The following is a 17,099-nucleotide window of genomic DNA, read 5'->3' on the forward strand; positions in this document are numbered from 1 at the left end:
CCCACCATGTCCTATCAACAAATCACCATCAACGTCAACGATGCCGTCGCCGAACGCCTTGCCGACGCGCTGATGGAACACGGCGCATTGTCCGCCGCCATTGAAGATGCCTACGCCGGTACAGAAAACGAGCAGGCCATTTTCGGCGAGCCGGGCATGCCGACCGAACAAATCTGGCAACAAAGCAAAGTCATCGCCCTTTTCGGCGAAAGCGACGATGCCGCTTCCATTATCGAAGCCGCCGCGCAGGAATGCGGTTTGAACGATTTGAAATACACCGGCGAAATCCTTGAAGATCAAGACTGGGTACGCCTGACCCAAGCGCAATTCGACCCGATTCAAATTTCCGACCGCCTATGGATTACCCCGTCTTGGCACGAAGCGCCCGACGGCAACGCCGTCAACCTGCAACTTGACCCGGGTCTTGCCTTCGGCACAGGCAGCCATCCGACCACCCGCCTCTGCCTCAAATGGCTCGACACACAGCTCAAAGGCGGCGAAAGCGTATTGGACTACGGCTGCGGCTCAGGCATTTTGGCCATTGCCGCCCTCAAACTCGGCGCAGGCTCCGCCATCGGCGTAGATATTGACGAACAAGCCATCCGCGCCAGCAAAGACAATGCCGCGCAAAACAACGTTGACGCGCAGTTCTACCTGCCGGACGGCTTGCCGCAAGGCCAGTTTGATGTCGTTGTCGCCAACATTCTGGCAAACCCGTTGCGTATGCTCGGCGAAATGCTTGCCGCACGCACCAAACAAGGCGGCCGCATTGTTTTATCCGGCCTTTTGGACGAACAAGTCGAAGAACTCAGCGGCATTTACAGCCAATGGTTCGACATCGAGCCTGCCGAAATCGAAGAAGGCTGGGCGCGATTGAACGGTGTCAAACGCTAAACCTGTTTTCCAATACAAAGGCCGTCTGAAATTTAATCTTTCAGACGGCCTTTTTGCACTTAAAACGCTGAATATTCCAGCAAAATCAGGTATAATTGCCTATTATTTTGACCTTTCGGAACACATCCGCCGCGCCCGTTTGACATTTCATTGTGCGTACGGAAAAATTCCTTGAAATTCAGCAAGAAAAGACCATGACTGACCAAAAACACGAAGAATACGGCGCCGACAGCATACAAGTGCTGGAAGGCTTGGAAGCGGTACGCAAACGCCCCGGTATGTATATCGGCGACACGCAGGACGGCAGCGGCCTGCACCACATGGTGTTCGAGGTGCTCGACAACGCCATTGACGAAGCGCTCGCCGGACATTGCGACAAAATCACCGTAACCATCCATGCCGACAATTCCGTCAGCGTGGCCGACAACGGCCGCGGTATGCCGACCGGCATCCATCCGAAAGAAGGCCGCTCCGCCGCCGAAGTCATCATGACCGTCTTGCACGCAGGCGGCAAATTCGATAACAACAGCTACAAAATCTCCGGCGGCCTGCACGGCGTGGGCGTCTCCGTCGTCAACGCACTGTCCGACTGGGTAACGCTGACCATCTACCGCGACGGCAAAGAACACTTCGTCCGCTTCGTACGCGGCGAAACCGAAGAGCCGTTGAAGGTTGTCGGCGATTCCGACAAAAAAGGCACGACCGTACGCTTCCTCGCCAGCGCGGAAACCTTCGGCAATGTCGAATACAGCTTCGACATCCTCGCCAAACGCATCCGCGAACTTTCCTTCCTGAACAACGGCGTGGACATCGAATTGATTGACGAGCGCGACGGCAAACACGAAAGCTTCGCCCTTTCCGGCGGCGTGGCTGGTTTCGTGCAATACATGAACCGCAAAAAAACACCGTTGCACGAAAAAATCTTCTACGCGTTCGGCGAGAAAGACGGCATGAGCGTGGAATGCGCGATGCAATGGAACGACAGCTACCAAGAAAGCGTGCAATGTTTCACCAACAACATTCCGCAACGCGACGGCGGCACCCATCTGACCGCGCTGCGCCAAGTGATGACCCGCACCATCAACAACTATATCGAAGCCAACGAAGTGGCTAAAAAAGCCAAAGTGGAAACCGCCGGCGACGATATGCGTGAGGGTCTGACCTGCGTTTTGTCCGTCAAACTGCCCGATCCGAAATTCTCATCGCAAACCAAAGACAAACTGGTTTCCAGCGAAATCGGCCCCGTTGTCAACGAAGTCATCAACCAAGCCTTGACCGACTTCCTTGAAGAAAACCCGACCGAAGCCAAAATCATCACCAGCAAAATCGTCGATGCCGCCCGCGCGCGCGAAGCCGCACGCAAAGCCCGCGAAATTACCCGCCGCAAAGGCGTGATGGACGGCTTGGGTCTGCCGGGCAAACTGGCCGACTGCCAAGAAAAAGACCCTGCCCTGTCCGAACTCTACCTCGTCGAGGGCGACTCCGCAGGCGGTTCCGCCATGCAGGGCCGCGACCGCAAATTCCAAGCAATTTTGCCGCTCAAAGGTAAGATTTTGAACGTCGAAAAAGCACGTTTTGAAAAAATGCTGGCCAGCCAAGAAGTCGCCACGCTGATTACCGCTTTGGGCGCAGGCATCGGCAAAGAAGAATTCAATGCCGAAAAACTGCGCTACCACCGCATCATCATCATGACCGATGCCGACGTGGACGGCGCGCACATCCGCACCCTGCTCCTGACCTTCTTCTACCGCCAAATGCCCGAGCTGGTCGAACGCGGCTACATCTACATTGCCCAGCCGCCTTTGTACAAAGCCAAATATGGCAAACAAGAGCGCTATCTCAAAGACGAACTGGAAAAAGACCAATGGTTGCTCGGTTTGGCATTGGAAAAAGCCAAAATCGTTTCAGACGGCCGTACCATCGAAGGCGAAGAGCTTGCCAATACCGCCAAACAATTCCTGTTGGCAAAAACGGTTATCGAGCAAGAAAGCCGCATCATTGACGAACTCGTCCTACATGCCATGTTGCACGCTTCGCCGGTCGATCTCAGCACGGCAGAAAGCGCAGACCGCGCAGTTGCCGAATTGAGCGGCCTCTTGGACGAAAAAGAAGTCGCACTCGAACGCATCGAAGGCCACGAAGGACACCAGTTCATCAAAATCACACGCAAGTTGCACGGCAACGTGATGGTGAGCTACCTAGAGCCTAAGTTCCTCAACAGCAAAGCCTACCAAACCCTTACCCAAACCGCCGCCGCACTCAAAGGCATGGTCGGCAAAGGAGCGAAGCTCTACAAAGGCGACAACGAATACGACATCGACAGCTTTGAAGGCGCTTTGGACATCTTGATGAGCGTTGCCCAAAAAGGCATGTCCATCCAACGATACAAAGGCTTGGGCGAGATGAATCCGGAACAACTTTGGGAAACCACGATGGATCCTACCGTCCGCCGCCTCCTGAAAGTCCGCATCGAAGACGCCATCGCCGCCGACGAAGTGTTCGTAACCCTGATGGGCGACGAAGTCGAACCACGCCGTGCCTTCATCGAAAACAACGCCCTGCTGGCACAAAACATCGACGCCTAAGCATGGAAAGATAAAAGGCCGTCTGAAAAACTATTTTCAGACGGCCTTTTTGTTTTCATTTTATTCACAATATTCTTTTTATAATCCAAAGTCCGATAACTTTTTGTGTTTACTTTCAAATAAATCATGAATAAATTGCGGTTCTATTTCTAATAATGATTTTACAGTATCATGGATTTCCCAATACCGTTTACTTGGATAGTCAATAATATGCCGTAGATACTCCTTAACGAGCGGCACATACTCCATAAACTGCATTTTCGTAACCAGCCAAAACAACTCACTGATAGAAAAATCTGCCGATGATGCTTTACGAATAATTCTAGCCACAGAAGGAAAGATTTTCTGACGTGCATCATCACCTTTTTGCTGACTCTGATCTGCTTTAGATGCCCAGTAACTGATAAAAGCAGACAAGATATGCCGATCTGTATCATCATAACCATGTAAACGATGATCAATCATTCCCTCTGTCTCCCCTTTCTCAAACATCAAAACCAAAGTATCAAAACCTTCATCAATACCCCAGTGAACAAGCAGGCGTGCTGAATCAAATTGCAATACCTCATTTTCATTGGATAGCAATTTGATTAATCCATCTATCCTCTCTTGCGGCACATCCTCCAAGTCAAGCTCTTCTGGAATCGTCGTATAGTCCACATTTTCAGGTACGCTATACAGCAAAAAATCTATTTTTTTCTCATCCATTAATTTGACCCTTAGATAACTTGCTTCAGCTGCATATTTTAATAGAGCGTTTCAACTGATTTGGATTCTGGACAATCCCAAATAACCAGTTTGAAACGCTCCAATCCGTTTCCGATTTATTCCGCTTTCCCCAAAATCATCGCATCGCCATAGCTGAAAAAGCGGTATTCCTGTTCCACCGCATGACGGTAAACGCTGCGGATATGTTCCATGCCCGAAAACGCGCTGACGAGCATTAGCAAGGTTGATTTGGGCAGGTGGAAGTTGGTAATCAAGCGGTCGGCAACATTGAAGCGGTAGCCCGGCGTAATGAAAATATCGGTATCGCCGCGACCGGCTTTCAGACGGCCTGTCTCGCGTGCGGCGGATTCCAAGGCGCGCATGGAGGTTGTGCCCACAGCCCACACTTTATTGCCGCGCGCTTTGGCGGCTTCAACGGCGGCAACGGTCTCGGCCGGTACATCAAACCACTCGCTGTGCATTTTGTGTTCTTCAATTTTATCGACGCGCACGGGTTGGAATGTGCCGGCACCGACGTGCAGGGTCACTTCCGCAGTTTCTACCCCTTTGGCTTTCAGACGGCCCAACAATTCATCGGTAAAGTGCAAACCCGCCGTCGGCGCGGCCACTGCGCCTTGATACTTGGCGTACACGGTCTGATAGCGGCTGTCGTCTTCATCATCGGCCGCGCGTTCGATATAAGGCGGCAAGGGCAGATGGCCGTTTTGCTCTAAAAGTTCGTAAACGGTTTGCTCGCCTTCAAATTTCAGGCAAAACAATTCTTCCGCTCGCTCCATCATGACGGCACGGATATCACCTTCAAAAATCAATTCTGTACCCGGTTTCGGCGATTTGGACGAACGGATATGCGCCAATGCGGTATGTGCGTCCAATACCCGCTCAATCAGGGCTTCGATTTTGCCGCCACTGGCTTTTTGGCCGAACAGGCGTGCCTTCATCACTTTGGTATTGTTAAACACCAGCACATCGCCCGGTGCGACATAATCGGGTAAATCGCCGAAATGTTTGTCTTCAATCGGCAATGTAGGCAAGGCAACCAGAAGCCTGCTACTGCCGCGCACTTCCGGAGGATGCTGGGCAATCAGTTTTTCGGGCAATTCAAAATCAAAATCGGAAATATCCATTGTCGTGCATACTTTAAAAAAACAGGCGCCATTATACGCGCAAAGTTGGTTTTCAGACGGCATGTTTTGTCGAAAAACCAATAAATTAGAATAAACGCTCTTGAAAAAATCACTTTTTAACGAAAATCAGCGTTCCTTTCTTTTTTCGCCGAAAAACGCCTTTTTTCTATCTTTTACTGGACATTTACCGACAAGTTCGGGAAAATAACCAGATTCATTTCTCAGGCTCCGCCCTGTTCCGACATTATTTAAACGCCGGATGGCAAACCTACCTTCCGACGTCTCAGGAAATCATCTAAAACCACAGCGGCGCATACCCAATATGCACTTTATGCCGCGCTAAAAAGGAAAAGCAATGGATTTGCGTAAATTAAAAAAACTGATTGATTTGGTCGAAGAATCAGGCATTGCAGAAATTGAAGTTACCGAAGGCGAAGAAAAAGTCCGCATTACGCGTACCACTGCCGCCGCAGCGCCTATTTATGCTGCTCCGGCACCTGCCGCAGCCGCTCCGGTTGCCGCCCCTGCTGCTGCTGCTCCGGCCGCAGCCGCTCCAGCCGCAGCCCCTGCCGCTCGCGATTTGTCCAACGCGCAAAAATCGCCTATGGTAGGTACGTTCTATCGCGCTCCCGGCCCTAACGCCGCAGCTTTCGTTGAAGTAGGTAAACAAGTAAAAGCCGGCGATACTTTGTGCATCATCGAAGCCATGAAGCTGATGAACGAAATCGAAGCCGAGAAATCCGGTGTCGTTAAAGAAATTTTGGTTGAAAACGGTACTCCGGTCGAATACGGCGAGCCGCTCTTCATCATTGAATAATCCGCTTTTTCAGACGGCCTTTATCTTCAAGGCCGTCTGAAATTCCTTTTTCTGTTCATTAAGGACAAACCATGCGTCTGATTTTGGCTATTTTCTTGCCTTGGTTGCAGTTTTTCACCATCGGCCGTCCGTTTGCAGGCATCATCTGTCTGATTCTGCAGTGTACGCTGGTTGGCTGGATACCGGCAGCCATGTGGTCGGTTTACGCTTTGAGCCAATACAAAACCGACCAGAAAATCCGCAACGCATTAGGCGGCCGCTGAGGCCGTCTGAACCATCCGGAAAGATTATCATGCTGAAAAAAGTATTGATCGCCAACCGGGGCGAAATCGCCCTGCGCGTCCTGCGTGCCTGCCGTGAAATGGGCATCGCCACCGTCGCCGTCCATTCCGAAGCCGACAAAGACAGCCTGCACGTCAAACTCGCCGACGAATCCGTGTGCATCGGCCCTGCCGCATCTGCACAAAGCTACCTCAACATTCCCGCCCTCATTGCTGCTGCCGAAGTCACCGAAGCCGACGGCATCCACCCGGGCTACGGCTTCCTCGCCGAAAACGCCAACTTTGCCGAACAAGTCGAACAATCCGGCTTTGTCTTCATCGGCCCTAAAGCCGACACCATCCGTCTGATGGGCGACAAAGTATCCGCTAAACACGCCATGATCGAAGCCGGTGTGCCTTGCGTTCCCGGCTCTGAAGGCGCATTGCCGGACGACGGCGAAGAAATCCTCAAAATTGCCGATAAAGTCGGTTATCCCGTCATTATCAAAGCATCCGGCGGTGGCGGCGGTCGCGGTATGCGCGTCGTCGAGAAAAAAGAAGACCTCCTCCAGTCTGTCGAAATGACCAAAGCCGAAGCAGGCGCGGCATTCGGCAACCCGATGGTTTACATGGAACGCTATCTGCAACGTCCGCGCCACGTCGAAATCCAAGTGATTGCCGACGAACACGGCAACGCCATCTACCTCGCCGAGCGCGACTGCTCCATGCAGCGCCGCCACCAAAAAGTCATCGAAGAAGCACCGGCTCCGTTCATCACTGAAGAAGAACGCGCCAAAATTGGCAAAGCCTGTGCCGACGCTTGCAAACGCATCGGCTATCGTGGCGCAGGTACGTTTGAATTCCTGTACGAAGACGGCGAATTCTTCTTTATCGAGATGAACACACGCGTTCAGGTTGAGCATCCGGTTACCGAGCTCATCACCGGCGTGGACATCGTCCAAGAGCAATTACGCATCGCATCCGGCCTGCCTTTGCAATACAAACAGGAAGACATTCAAGTCGAAGGCCACGCGTTTGAGTGCCGTATCAACGCCGAAGACCCGTACAACTTCATTCCAAGCCCGGGCCTGATTGAAAGCTGCCACTTGCCCGGCGGCTTCGGCGTCCGTGTCGACAGCCATATTTACCAAGGCTACCGCATCCCTCCTTACTACGACAGCCTGATCGGCAAAGTCTGTGTCGTCGGTAAAGACCGCGACCAAGCCATGGCAAAAATGCGCGTAGCCCTTGCCGAGCTAGCGATTACCGGCATCAAAACCAATACGCCGCTGCACCGCGACTTGTTCAGCGATCCGGGTTTCCAAAAAGGTGGTGTCAGCATCCACTACTTGGAACATTGGTTGGAAGAACGCAAAGCCAAACAGGATAAATAATCCCTTGTTTTGACTAAAAATAAGGCCGTCTGAAACGCAAAATAAAGTTTCAGACGGCCTTTTTTAAGGCGAAGCAGGCTTCTTCAAATACCACGTGGACTTTGACGCGCTGGAAAGCCTGCCCGAACTCAAAGCAGGCAAAATCGGCGCGATTTGCCGTTCGCGTCCGACCAACCCGACCGGCAACGTGCTGACCGACGGCGAAATGGCGCGGCTGGCCGCTTTGGCGCAAGAACACGGCATTCCGCTGATTATCGACAACGCCTACGGAATACCGTTCCCCAACATCATTTACAGCGACGTGACGCTGAATTGGCACGAAAACATCATCCTCTGCTTCAGCCTTTCCAAAGTCGGCTTACCGGGCGTGCGCACCGGCATCATCGTCGCCGCACCGGAAGTGGTCAAAGCCGTCAGCAGTCTGAACGCGATTGTGAACCTGTCGCCTACCCGCTTCGGCGCAGCCATTGCAACGCCGCTGTTGCGGGACGGTCGTCTGAAACAGCTTTCAGACGACGTCATCCGGCCGTTTTACCGCAATGCCGTCTCGCTGCTCAAGCGCGAGCTGGGCGCATATCCGCTGAAAATCCACAAGCCCGAAGGCGTGATTTTCCTATGGCTCTGGTTTGAAAACCTGCCCGTTTCGTCGCAAACTCTGTACGAAATGCTCAAAGCCGAAGGCACGCTGATTATTCCGGGCGAACATTTCTTCGTCGGCATCGACACGCAGGATTACCCGCACACCCGCGAGTGCATCCGCATGAGCATCGCGCAGGACGCGGAAACGCTGGAAAAAGGTATTGCCGCCATCGGCAGGGTGGTGCGCAGTTTGTACGATGCGGTGTAAACGGTAAAGTTGATAGCCATTCAGTCAAAAGGTCGTCTGAAAACAGTTTCAGACGACCTTTTGTCATTTATTTATTTTTTTTGAAATGAAATTAATTTTCTTTTAAAATTAACCGTTACGATCGACTTTTGAAAGAAAATACAAATGACTAAGCCCGCTTCCAGACTCAGCATCCTCAGCCTCTCCCTCTTTGCCGTTTCGGCGGCATTTGCCTCAGACGAACCCCAAGACCGAGAAATCGCCGAACTCGAAACCATCACCGTAACCGCCAGCGCGGACGCATCCAAGGGCGGTTTGATTCCTGCATTTAAGGGCGGACAGGTGGCGCGCGGCAGCCGCGTGGGTATTTTGGGCAATAAAAAAAACCTAGAATCGCCGTTCTCCAATACTGCTTACACCAATAGGCTGATTCAGGACAAACATGCGCGCAGCGTCGGCGACGTACTGCAAAACGACCCGACCGTCCGCGTTGCGCGCGGTTACGGCAATTTTCAGGAAGCGTATTTCATACGCGGCTTTGCCGCCGAATCGGACGATACCATGTACAACGGCCTTTACGGCATCCTGCCGCGCCAATACATCGCCACCGAGCTTTTCGAACGCGTGGAAGTCCAGCGTGGCGCATCCGCCTTCTTAAACGGCATGGCACCGGGCGGCAACAATATCGGCGGCACGGTATCCGTATTGCCCAAACGCGCGTCCAATGAAGGATTGAACCGGCTGACTGCCAATTACGGCGCGGGAAAACGCGGTGGTTTGGCGGCGGACGTGGCGCGCCGTTTCGGACAAAATCAGGAATTCGGCGTGCGCGTCAATGCGGCGCACCATAACGGCAAAACCGCAATAGACGACGAAAAGTCCAAACTCAGCCTGGTCAATGTCGGCCTAGACTGGCGCAATGAAAATGCCCGCCTGTCCGCCGATTTGGGCTGGCAGGACAACAAGCTCAAAGCCACGCGTACCAATGTTACCCTGTCAGGTCTGACCGCCGTGCCGGCCGCGCCTGATGCCTCGTCCAACTGGGCGCAGCCTTGGACGTATTCCAACGAGCGCGACTGGTTCGGCACAATGCGCGGCGAATACGATTTCAACGACAACCTGACTGCCTACGCCGCCTACGGCTTCCGCCGCAGCAAGGAAAACAATTCTCTGGCAAACCTGACTGTCGGCAATGTCAACGGCAACGGATCGATTTACCGCTTTGACAACGCGCGTAAGGATAAAATCGACACGGGCGAAATCGGTTTGCGCGGCAAATTCAATACGGGCGCGGTAGAGCACGAATGGACCGCCGCCGCCAACCGGTTCCAATCCTCGCGCAAAAACGCTTACATCATGGATTGGGGCAACCAATATACGACCAACCTCTACAACCCGTCCCGCTATCCGCAACCTGCAGCCGCCAACCCGCTGTATTCGGGCAACGACATGGGCAATCCTGCTGTTACCGGCAAAACACGCCTGACCAGCTTCGCCTTGGGTGACACCTTCAGCCTTTGGGACAAACGCCTGCAATTCATGCTCGGTGCGCGCTGGCAGCAGGTGCATAACAAGGCTTACGCCTATAATACGGGCGCGCAAACCGAAAATTACAAAAAATCGCGCCTCAGTCCCGCCGCCGGCGCGGTGTACCGCATCACGCCGAATTGGTCGGTGTACGGCAACTACATCGAAAGCCTGGGACAAGGCGCGACTGCAGGCTCGACTGCCTCCATCAACGGCCGGGTCTACGCCGTCAGCAATACCGGCGAATCGCTCAAACCCTATGTTTCCAAACAAAAAGAAATCGGCACGAAATTTGAAGCCAACGGCTTCGGCGCGGGATTGGCCCTGTTCCACACCGACAAACCGCGTTCGCTTTACGTTGCCGAAAGCAACAACACCGCCCGCTTCACCTCCGAAGGCAAAGACCGCCACCGGGGCGCGGAAATCACCGTTTACGGGGAAGTCGCACAAGGTGTGAGGCTCTTGGGCGGCATTACCCTGCTCGATGCCAAGCAGAAATCTACCGGCTCATCTTTAACTGACGGCAAACGCACCATCGGCGCGGCTAAAACCCAAGCCAACATTGGCTTGGAATGGGAAGTGCCGAAAGTGCAGGGTTTGGCATTTGACGGACGCATGGTTTACACCGGTTCTTCCTACGCCGATGCGGCCAATACGCTTAAAGTCGGCGGCTGGACGCGCTTCGACATCGGCGCGCGCTACCACACCCAAATCGGCAGGCACGAAGCCACCTTCCGCGCCCGCCTCGATAATGTTGCCAACAAGAAATACTGGGCATCCGTCGGCGGATACCCTAACAGCGGCTACCTGAACGCCGGCGCACCGCGCAGCTTCACCCTGTCGGCTTCGGTCGATTTTTAAGGGACGGGCGGCAAACGGCCTCCAACGGTCCAAAGGTCGTCTGAAACGTTTTCAGACGACCTTGGAGCCTGGGGCGTCCGACTTTGCCCTACGCTTTCGGACAACTGCCGTAAAACTCCGCCTTTGCGGCATTGGCACCGACAACGGGCAATGGATTTTGCTGCGCCGCCGCTTTCTCCGAATAACGTCAAACCCACTAAAAGGTCGTCTGAAACGTGTTCCAAATCCAAAACGCCACCTTCGCCATACCCGGCCGCTCGCTGCTGCACGACATCAGCGTCAACTTTTTCCCTAACCGCGTGTACGGCCTCATCGGTCATAACGGCTCGGGCAAGTCCACGCTGTTGAAACTGCTCACCCGCCAGCATGAACCTGCAGGCGGCAGGATATTGCTAAACGACAAAGAAATACGCGCCTATTCCGCCCGCGCATACGCCAAAGAAGTCGCCTATCTTCCGCAGCAACTGCCCGCCGCTACCGCGCTGACCGCGCGCGAGCTGGTTATGATGGGGCGTTATGCCTGGAGCGGGCTTTTAGGGCGCACGAACGATGCGGACAGACAGGCGGTGGAACAGGCGTTGCGGCTGACGCATACGGAAAAATTTGCCGATCAAATCGTCGATACGCTGTCGGGCGGCGAACGTTCGCGCGTCTGGCTGGCGATGTGCCTGGCGCAGCAAAGCCGCTTTTTGCTGCTGGACGAACCGCTTGCCGCTTTGGACATCGCCCACCAAATCGACGTGATGGCACTGGTGCGCAAGCTGTCTCGCAATTTGGGTTTGGGCGTCATCATCGTCATCCACGATATTAATCTGGCGGCGCAGTATTGCGATGAACTGGTCGCGCTCAAACAGGGATGGCTATTAAAAACGGGCAAACCCGCCGACATCATGACCGCAGAAGTGTTGAAAGACATTTACAGCGTCGATATGAACATCATCGCCCATCCTGAAAACGGCCGACCCGTGGCATTGCCTTGACGCAGGCAAGCCGTCCTGCCGCATAAGCTCCGATCATAAAATCCGCCACCCGAATCCAAACCGGATGACATTGCAGACCATTGTAGAATACCTGTATCCGATATGTTTCAGACGACCCTTTATTCAAAAACCGAAAAACCTTCCAAGCTGATGTCCCACCGCTTTTCAGACGACATTCCCCGCCTTGCCGCACGGCTGTTTTTTACCGCCGCCCTCCTGTTTTCCCTGCCTGCACCCGCCGCACCGCGCGTGGCGACTTCGGACTGGACGGTCGCCGAAACACTGACGGCGATGGGGCATCCGCCCGTCAGCGTCGCCGACCGCCGCGTGTACGATACCTGGGTGAACCATCCGCCGCTGCCCGCTGCCGTCAAGGAAGCGGGGCTGCGCTTCCAGCCGAATTTGGAGCGGCTGTATCAGATAAAGCCTGATTTTTTCGTGCAATCTTCCTGGTATGCCGCCGCCAAGTCCCAGTTTGAAAAAATCGCCCCGGTACGCGAAGTGGATTTCGGCACGGCAAAAAGCATCGAATATGCCCACACGGTCGAAGCCACGCGCAGGCTGGGTAAAATCATCGGCGACCCTGCCGCTGCCGAAAAGCTGATTGCCGGTACGGAAAACCTGTTTGCTCGCGCCAAACCCGCGCTTTCGGCATATCGCGGCCGCCCGTTTGCGGTGGTGCAGTTTGCCGACGGGCGGCATTTGCGGATTTACGGCAAGACTTCGCTGTTTCAGGCTGTGTTCGACAAATTGGGGCTAAACAATGCCTGGACGGGCAAAAGCAACGAATGGGGTTTCGAAAACATCACGCTTTTAGATTTGGCAAAGCTGCCGCCGAACACGCTGCTGATCATCGTCAAACCGCATCCTCAAAATACACGTGCAACGCTCGAAAAAAGCGCGCTTTGGCAACGTCTGCCGTTCAGCCGCCCTGCAAACCGCCGCATCTTCGAGCCGTCGTGGAGCTACGGCGCGCTGCCATCCATGCAGCGTTTCACTTTGCAACTGATGCGTTCGATGTCGTCTAAAAACCCGTCCGCACAAAAGGAAGTCGCATGGTAAAGATTTTCAGACGACCTCTGCCTATCCTTGCCGCCACGTTGGCAATATCGTGCGCGCTGACGGCGTTTTGGATATTGAAGCTGGAATGGACGCTGCCGTGGCTGCGGCTGTTTGATCGTCCCGACAGCCTGCCTTTGGACGCGCTGATGGTGCAGAACAACACCCTGCCCCGCATGGCTATGGCGCTGCTCGCGGGCGGCAGTACGGCGATGGCGACCATGCTGATGCAGCAGTTGATGCGCAATCCGCTCGCATCCGACAGTACACTGGCAGTCAGCAGCGGCGCGCAGGCGGCTTTGGTGGCGGCGACCGTGTTCGCCCCTTCCTTCCTTGCCTACGGCACGTCCGCCGTGGCATTTGCCGGCGCAGCGGCGGCTTTGGGCGCGGTATTGCGGCTGTCGGCACGGCGCGCCCTGCAACCGCTCAGCGTCGTGCTGGCGGGTTTGGTGGTCAGCCTGTATCTGGGTTCCCTCACCGGTATCGTGATGCTGTTTTTCAGCGAAGAGACGCGCGGCGTGATGCAGTGGGGCAGCGGCTCCCTGGTGCAGGACAGTTGGCGCGATACGTTAGGGCTTTTGTGGCGGATTGCTGTTGCCGCCATACTTACCGCCTTTTTAATCAAACCGTTAAACATCATGAGCCTGGGCGACACGCAGGCGGAATCGGCAGGCATACCGGTGAAGAAAATCCGCCTGCTGTCTTTGGCGGTTGCTGCATTTTTGAGTGCGGGCGTGGTCGGCTTTGTCGGCATGATGGGCTTTGTCGGATTGGCGGCGGCGACGCTGGTGCGGCAAATGGGCGTACGCACGCTGTCCATGCGCCTGATTTGTTCCTTCATCGTCGGCGCACTGCTTTTGATGCTGACGGACAACGGCCTGATGCTGCTGAAACACTACCGCGGCACCGATCTGCCAGCCGGCGCTGTAACTGCCCTCGTCGGCGCGCCGCTTTTGTTGTGGCTGACGGCTAAAGCACCTCCGCGTCCTTCGTTTCAGACAACCTCCGATATTTCAACCGCCGCGCCGCACGTCCCGCACCTCTTGCGTTTTCTGCTGATTATCGCCGTCGCCGTATCGGTATTGGCGTTTACGGTTGGACGCTATGACGAAACCCTGCGCCTGACTATAGACCCGGAATATTTCGTATTCCGCTACCCGCGCGTGCTGCTCGCCGCCGCCACCGGCACCATGCTCGCGTTGACCGGCGTCATACTGCAAAGGCTGACGCAAAACCCGATGGCGGGACCCGAACTCTTGGGCATCAGCTCTGGAACGGCATTCGGCGCGATGTCGGTAGTGATGCTGTTCGGCATTACCTCGGGCAGTGGCTGGTTTTGGCTGACAGGTATCGTTTCCGCTCTCGTATCCTTGGGGCTGTTGATGCTGTTCAACCGCAAAAACGGATTTACTCCCGAAAAAATCCTGCTTACCGGCATGGCGCTGGCCGCACTCGCCGATGCCGCCATCCGCATTTGGATGGCAACCGGCGATTTCCGCGTACAACTGCTTTTATTGTGGATGTCAGGTTCAACCTATCAGGCAACGCCCGAATCCGCCCTTACCGTCTGCCTCCTCGCCGCCGCCTCACTCCTCCTCATCCTCACGCTGCAACGCTGGCTCGGACTGCTCAGTCTGAACGCAACAATCGCCCGCTCCGTCGGCATCAACGTCCCCCTTGCACGGCTGGTGCTGATCGTCTCAAGCGCAGCGTTAACCGCCTTATCCACACTGCTTATCGGCCCCTTGAGCTTCGTCGGACTGCTTGCGCCGCATCTGGCCCGTATGCTCGGCGCACGCCTGCCCAAACAGCAACTTGCCGCCGCCGCACTCATCGGTGCATCGGTTATGATGACGGCCGACTGGCTGGGCAGGCAGGTAATGTTCCCTTACGAAGTCCCCGCCGGAATGATGGCCACGCTCATAGGCGGCGCATATTTCATGATGATGATGCGCAAGCTTTAATGCGAACGGAGATACAAAAAGGTCGTCTGAAAACAGTTTCAGACGACCTTTTTGTTTAACATGTTTATTCGATAATAAAAATCTAACAAAAATAAAATCTCAATTAATAATAACAATATTAAATTGAAGTCATAGTTCCAATAGTTAAAACCTTTCTGTATAGTTCTTTTCATAGCTTAAGCAAAAGGAAAAACAAATGTCGATACAAGAAATTTATGAATACCAAGAAACCGGCTACGAATATGCTTTTCGGCAAATCGTTTTATAAATCACTGACCATTTTGCAAAGGAAATCATCATGACCGTCTCTAAATGCCCTGTTACCCACCTGACCATGAACAACGGCGCGCCTGTTGCCGACAATCAAAACAGCCTGACTGCCGGCCCACGCGGCCCGTTGCTGGCGCAGGATTTGTGGCTGAATGAAAAACTCGCCGACTTCGTGCGCGAAGTCATCCCCGAACGCCGTATGCACGCCAAAGGTTCGGGTGCGTTCGGTACGTTCACCGTAACACACGACATCACAAAATACACCCGCGCCAAAATCTTCAGCGAAGTCGGTAAGAAAACCGAGATGTTCGCCCGTTTCACCACCGTGGCAGGCGAGCGCGGCGCAGCCGATGCGGAACGCGACATCCGTGGCTTTGCATTGAAGTTCTATACCGAAGAAGGCAACTGGGATATGGTCGGCAACAACACGCCCGTGTTCTTCCTGCGCGACCCGCGTAAATTCCCCGACCTGAACAAAGCCGTCAAACGCGACCCGCGCACCAATATGCGTTCCGCCACAAACAACTGGGACTTCTGGACGCTGCTGCCCGAAGCCCTACACCAAGTCACCATCGTCATGAGCGACCGCGGCATCCCCGCCAGCTACCGCCATATGCACGGCTTCGGTTCGCATACATACAGCTTCTGGAACGAAGCGGGCGAGCGTTTTTGGGTGAAATTCCATTTCCGCAGCCAACAAGGCATTAAAAACCTGACCAACGAAGAAGCCGCAAAAATCATCGCCGACGACCGCGAAAGCCATCAGCGCGACCTGTACGAAGCCATCGAGTGCGGCGAGTTTCCGAAATGGACGATGTACATCCAAGTCATGCCTGAGGCCGATGCGGAAAAAGTGCCGTATCATCCCTTCGACCTGACCAAAGTTTGGCCGAAAAAAGACTATCCGCTGATTGAAGTGGGCGAATTCGAGTTGAACCGCAATCCCGAAAACTTCTTCGCCGATGTGGAACAATCCGCCTTCGCACCGAGCAACCTCGTTCCCGGTATCGGCGCCAGCCCCGACAAAATGCTGCAAGCCCGTTTGTTCAATTACGCCGACGCGCAGCGCTACCGTTTGGGCGTAAACTTCCGCCAAATTCCCGTCAACCGCCCGCGTTGCCCTGTTCACAGCAACCAACGCGACGGGCAAGGCCGTGCCGACGGCAACTACGGCAGCCTGCCGCACTACGAACCCAACAGCTTCGGCCAATGGCAGCAACAACCCGACTTCGCCGAACCGCCTTTGAAAATCAACGGCGACGTGGCGCACTGGGACTACCGCCAAGACGATGACGACTACTTCAGCCAACCGCGCGCCTTGTTCAAGCTGATGAACAATGAGCAACAACAAGCTTTGTTTAACAACACCGCCGCAGCCATGGGCGATGCACCAGACTTCATCAAATATCGCCATATCCGCAACTGCTACCGTTGCGATCCGGCATACGGCGAAGGCGTAGCCAAAGCCCTTGGACTGACTGTCGAAGATGCCCAAGCGGCAAGAGCTAACGACCCGGCTTTAGGTCAACCTGGTTTACTGTAAGGAGGCATTATGTGGATAGAAATTGAAGAAATCTTGTCTCAAGCTGTCCGATACAGCCGTTCGGGCAAAAAGTAACGGTTTAGATCATTAAGCAGGCCGTCTGAAATACAAAATAAAGTTTCAGACGGCCTTTTTCGATGATGAAGTTTATTTAACTGCTTCAGATTCAATGGAACTGGCTGCCCTTATTTCTCCGTAAATCATGGCATACCCCTCACCATCTCACGCTTCTTTCTGGCAAATAAAAAACCGCACGGCTGCTTGCC

General features: G+C 54.3%; 13 protein-coding genes and 1 pseudogene. 11 read left to right on the forward strand and 3 right to left on the reverse strand.

What is annotated here, in order from left to right; all coding sequences use genetic code 11:
* The first annotated feature begins 6 nt into the window (after positions 1 to 6).
* Both prmA and gyrB read left to right on the forward strand, forming a co-directional pair.
* Entirely contained in the window at positions 7 to 894 is an 888-nt protein-coding gene (prmA, locus tag KCG54_RS09795; RefSeq protein ID WP_254324058.1) for a 50S ribosomal protein L11 methyltransferase, read from the forward strand.
* 194 nt (positions 895 to 1,088) lie between these two features.
* Entirely contained in the window at positions 1,089 to 3,479 is a 2,391-nt protein-coding gene (gene gyrB / locus KCG54_RS09800) for a DNA topoisomerase (ATP-hydrolyzing) subunit B (protein WP_254324059.1), read from the forward strand.
* A gap of 78 nt (positions 3,480 to 3,557) precedes the next feature.
* Here the strand turns inward: gyrB and KCG54_RS09805 are convergent, their stop codons facing one another.
* Together KCG54_RS09805 and queA are read right to left on the reverse strand one after the other, a co-directional pair.
* The gene (locus tag KCG54_RS09805) at positions 3,558 to 4,187 is read right to left on the reverse strand and encodes a hypothetical protein (protein WP_254324060.1); all 630 of its coding nucleotides are present in this window, start codon (positions 4,185 to 4,187) and stop codon (positions 3,558 to 3,560) included.
* A 116-nt stretch (positions 4,188 to 4,303) separates the two neighbouring features.
* The gene (queA, locus tag KCG54_RS09810; protein ID WP_070633218.1) at positions 4,304 to 5,332 is read right to left on the reverse strand and encodes a tRNA preQ1(34) S-adenosylmethionine ribosyltransferase-isomerase QueA; all 1,029 of its coding nucleotides are present in this window, start codon (positions 5,330 to 5,332) and stop codon (positions 4,304 to 4,306) included.
* 355 nt (positions 5,333 to 5,687) lie between these two features.
* On the opposite strand from queA, the gene accB reads away from it, so the two are divergent.
* From accB to KCG54_RS09835, 5 genes and pseudogenes are all read left to right on the forward strand, one after another.
* Positions 5,688 to 6,149, forward strand: a complete 462-nt coding sequence (gene accB / locus KCG54_RS09815; RefSeq protein WP_254324061.1) for an acetyl-CoA carboxylase biotin carboxyl carrier protein — start codon at positions 5,688 to 5,690, stop codon at positions 6,147 to 6,149.
* A 71-nt stretch (positions 6,150 to 6,220) separates the two neighbouring features.
* The gene (locus KCG54_RS09820) at positions 6,221 to 6,412 is read left to right on the forward strand and encodes a YqaE/Pmp3 family membrane protein (protein WP_003680299.1); all 192 of its coding nucleotides are present in this window, start codon (positions 6,221 to 6,223) and stop codon (positions 6,410 to 6,412) included.
* A gap of 29 nt (positions 6,413 to 6,441) precedes the next feature.
* Positions 6,442 to 7,803, forward strand: a complete 1,362-nt coding sequence (gene accC, locus KCG54_RS09825) for an acetyl-CoA carboxylase biotin carboxylase subunit (RefSeq protein ID WP_107723997.1) — start codon at positions 6,442 to 6,444, stop codon at positions 7,801 to 7,803.
* 67 nt (positions 7,804 to 7,870) lie between these two features.
* A pseudogene (locus KCG54_RS09830) lies at positions 7,871 to 8,650 on the forward strand (aminotransferase class I/II-fold pyridoxal phosphate-dependent enzyme); the annotation flags it as partial.
* A gap of 144 nt (positions 8,651 to 8,794) precedes the next feature.
* A complete protein-coding gene (locus KCG54_RS09835) occupies positions 8,795 to 11,017 on the forward strand; it encodes a TonB-dependent receptor (RefSeq protein WP_254324062.1) in 2,223 nt (740 codons plus the stop codon).
* Here the strand turns inward: KCG54_RS09835 and KCG54_RS09840 are convergent.
* On the reverse strand, positions 11,014 to 11,247 hold the full coding sequence (locus KCG54_RS09840) for a hypothetical protein (protein ID WP_254324063.1): 234 nt from the start codon (positions 11,245 to 11,247) through the stop codon (positions 11,014 to 11,016). The two genes, KCG54_RS09835 and KCG54_RS09840, sit on opposite strands and share 4 nt — an antisense overlap.
* On the opposite strand from KCG54_RS09840, the gene KCG54_RS09845 reads away from it, so the two are divergent.
* The 4 genes from KCG54_RS09845 (at position 11,233) to katA (ending at position 16,833) form a co-directional block, all read left to right on the forward strand.
* Complete coding sequence (locus KCG54_RS09845; protein WP_254324064.1) at positions 11,233 to 11,997, forward strand: ABC transporter ATP-binding protein; 765 nt, start codon at positions 11,233 to 11,235, stop codon at positions 11,995 to 11,997. The two genes, KCG54_RS09840 and KCG54_RS09845, sit on opposite strands and share 15 nt — an antisense overlap.
* A 102-nt stretch (positions 11,998 to 12,099) precedes the next feature.
* The gene (locus KCG54_RS09850) at positions 12,100 to 13,059 is read left to right on the forward strand and encodes an iron-siderophore ABC transporter substrate-binding protein (RefSeq protein ID WP_254324065.1); all 960 of its coding nucleotides are present in this window, start codon (positions 12,100 to 12,102) and stop codon (positions 13,057 to 13,059) included.
* Positions 13,053 to 15,020 carry a Fe(3+)-hydroxamate ABC transporter permease FhuB gene (gene fhuB / locus KCG54_RS09855; RefSeq protein WP_254324066.1) on the forward strand — a complete coding sequence of 656 codons (1,968 nt, stop codon included), beginning with the start codon at positions 13,053 to 13,055 and terminating at the stop codon, positions 15,018 to 15,020. Before KCG54_RS09850 ends, fhuB begins: the two co-directional genes overlap by 7 nt.
* A gap of 298 nt (positions 15,021 to 15,318) precedes the next feature.
* The gene (gene katA / locus KCG54_RS09860; protein ID WP_254324067.1) at positions 15,319 to 16,833 is read left to right on the forward strand and encodes a catalase KatA; all 1,515 of its coding nucleotides are present in this window, start codon (positions 15,319 to 15,321) and stop codon (positions 16,831 to 16,833) included.
* The last annotated feature ends 266 nt before the right edge of the window (positions 16,834 to 17,099 follow it).

The sequence above is a fragment of the Neisseria subflava genome, assembly GCF_024205705.1.
Taxonomy (GTDB): Bacteria; Pseudomonadota; Gammaproteobacteria; order Burkholderiales; family Neisseriaceae; genus Neisseria; species Neisseria subflava_D.

Bases quoted from the DNA above. Each gene is read 5' to 3' on its own strand.
- katA (WP_254324067.1), top strand. From the start codon at position 15,319: ATGACCGTCTCTAAATGCCCTGTTACCCACCTGACCATGAACAACGGC.
- KCG54_RS09835 (WP_254324062.1), top strand. From the start codon at position 8,795: ATGACTAAGCCCGCTTCCAGACTCAGCATCCTCAGCCTCTCCCTCTTT.
- gyrB (WP_254324059.1), top strand. From the start codon at position 1,089: ATGACTGACCAAAAACACGAAGAATACGGCGCCGACAGCATACAAGTG.
- accC (WP_107723997.1), top strand. From the start codon at position 6,442: ATGCTGAAAAAAGTATTGATCGCCAACCGGGGCGAAATCGCCCTGCGC.
- KCG54_RS09805 (WP_254324060.1), bottom strand. From the start codon at position 4,187: ATGGATGAGAAAAAAATAGATTTTTTGCTGTATAGCGTACCTGAAAAT.
- accB (WP_254324061.1), top strand. From the start codon at position 5,688: ATGGATTTGCGTAAATTAAAAAAACTGATTGATTTGGTCGAAGAATCA.
- KCG54_RS09820 (WP_003680299.1), top strand. From the start codon at position 6,221: ATGCGTCTGATTTTGGCTATTTTCTTGCCTTGGTTGCAGTTTTTCACC.
- KCG54_RS09850 (WP_254324065.1), top strand. From the start codon at position 12,100: ATGTTTCAGACGACCCTTTATTCAAAAACCGAAAAACCTTCCAAGCTG.
- queA (WP_070633218.1), bottom strand. From the start codon at position 5,332: ATGGATATTTCCGATTTTGATTTTGAATTGCCCGAAAAACTGATTGCC.
- prmA (WP_254324058.1), top strand. From the start codon at position 7: ATGTCCTATCAACAAATCACCATCAACGTCAACGATGCCGTCGCCGAA.
- fhuB (WP_254324066.1), top strand. From the start codon at position 13,053: ATGGTAAAGATTTTCAGACGACCTCTGCCTATCCTTGCCGCCACGTTG.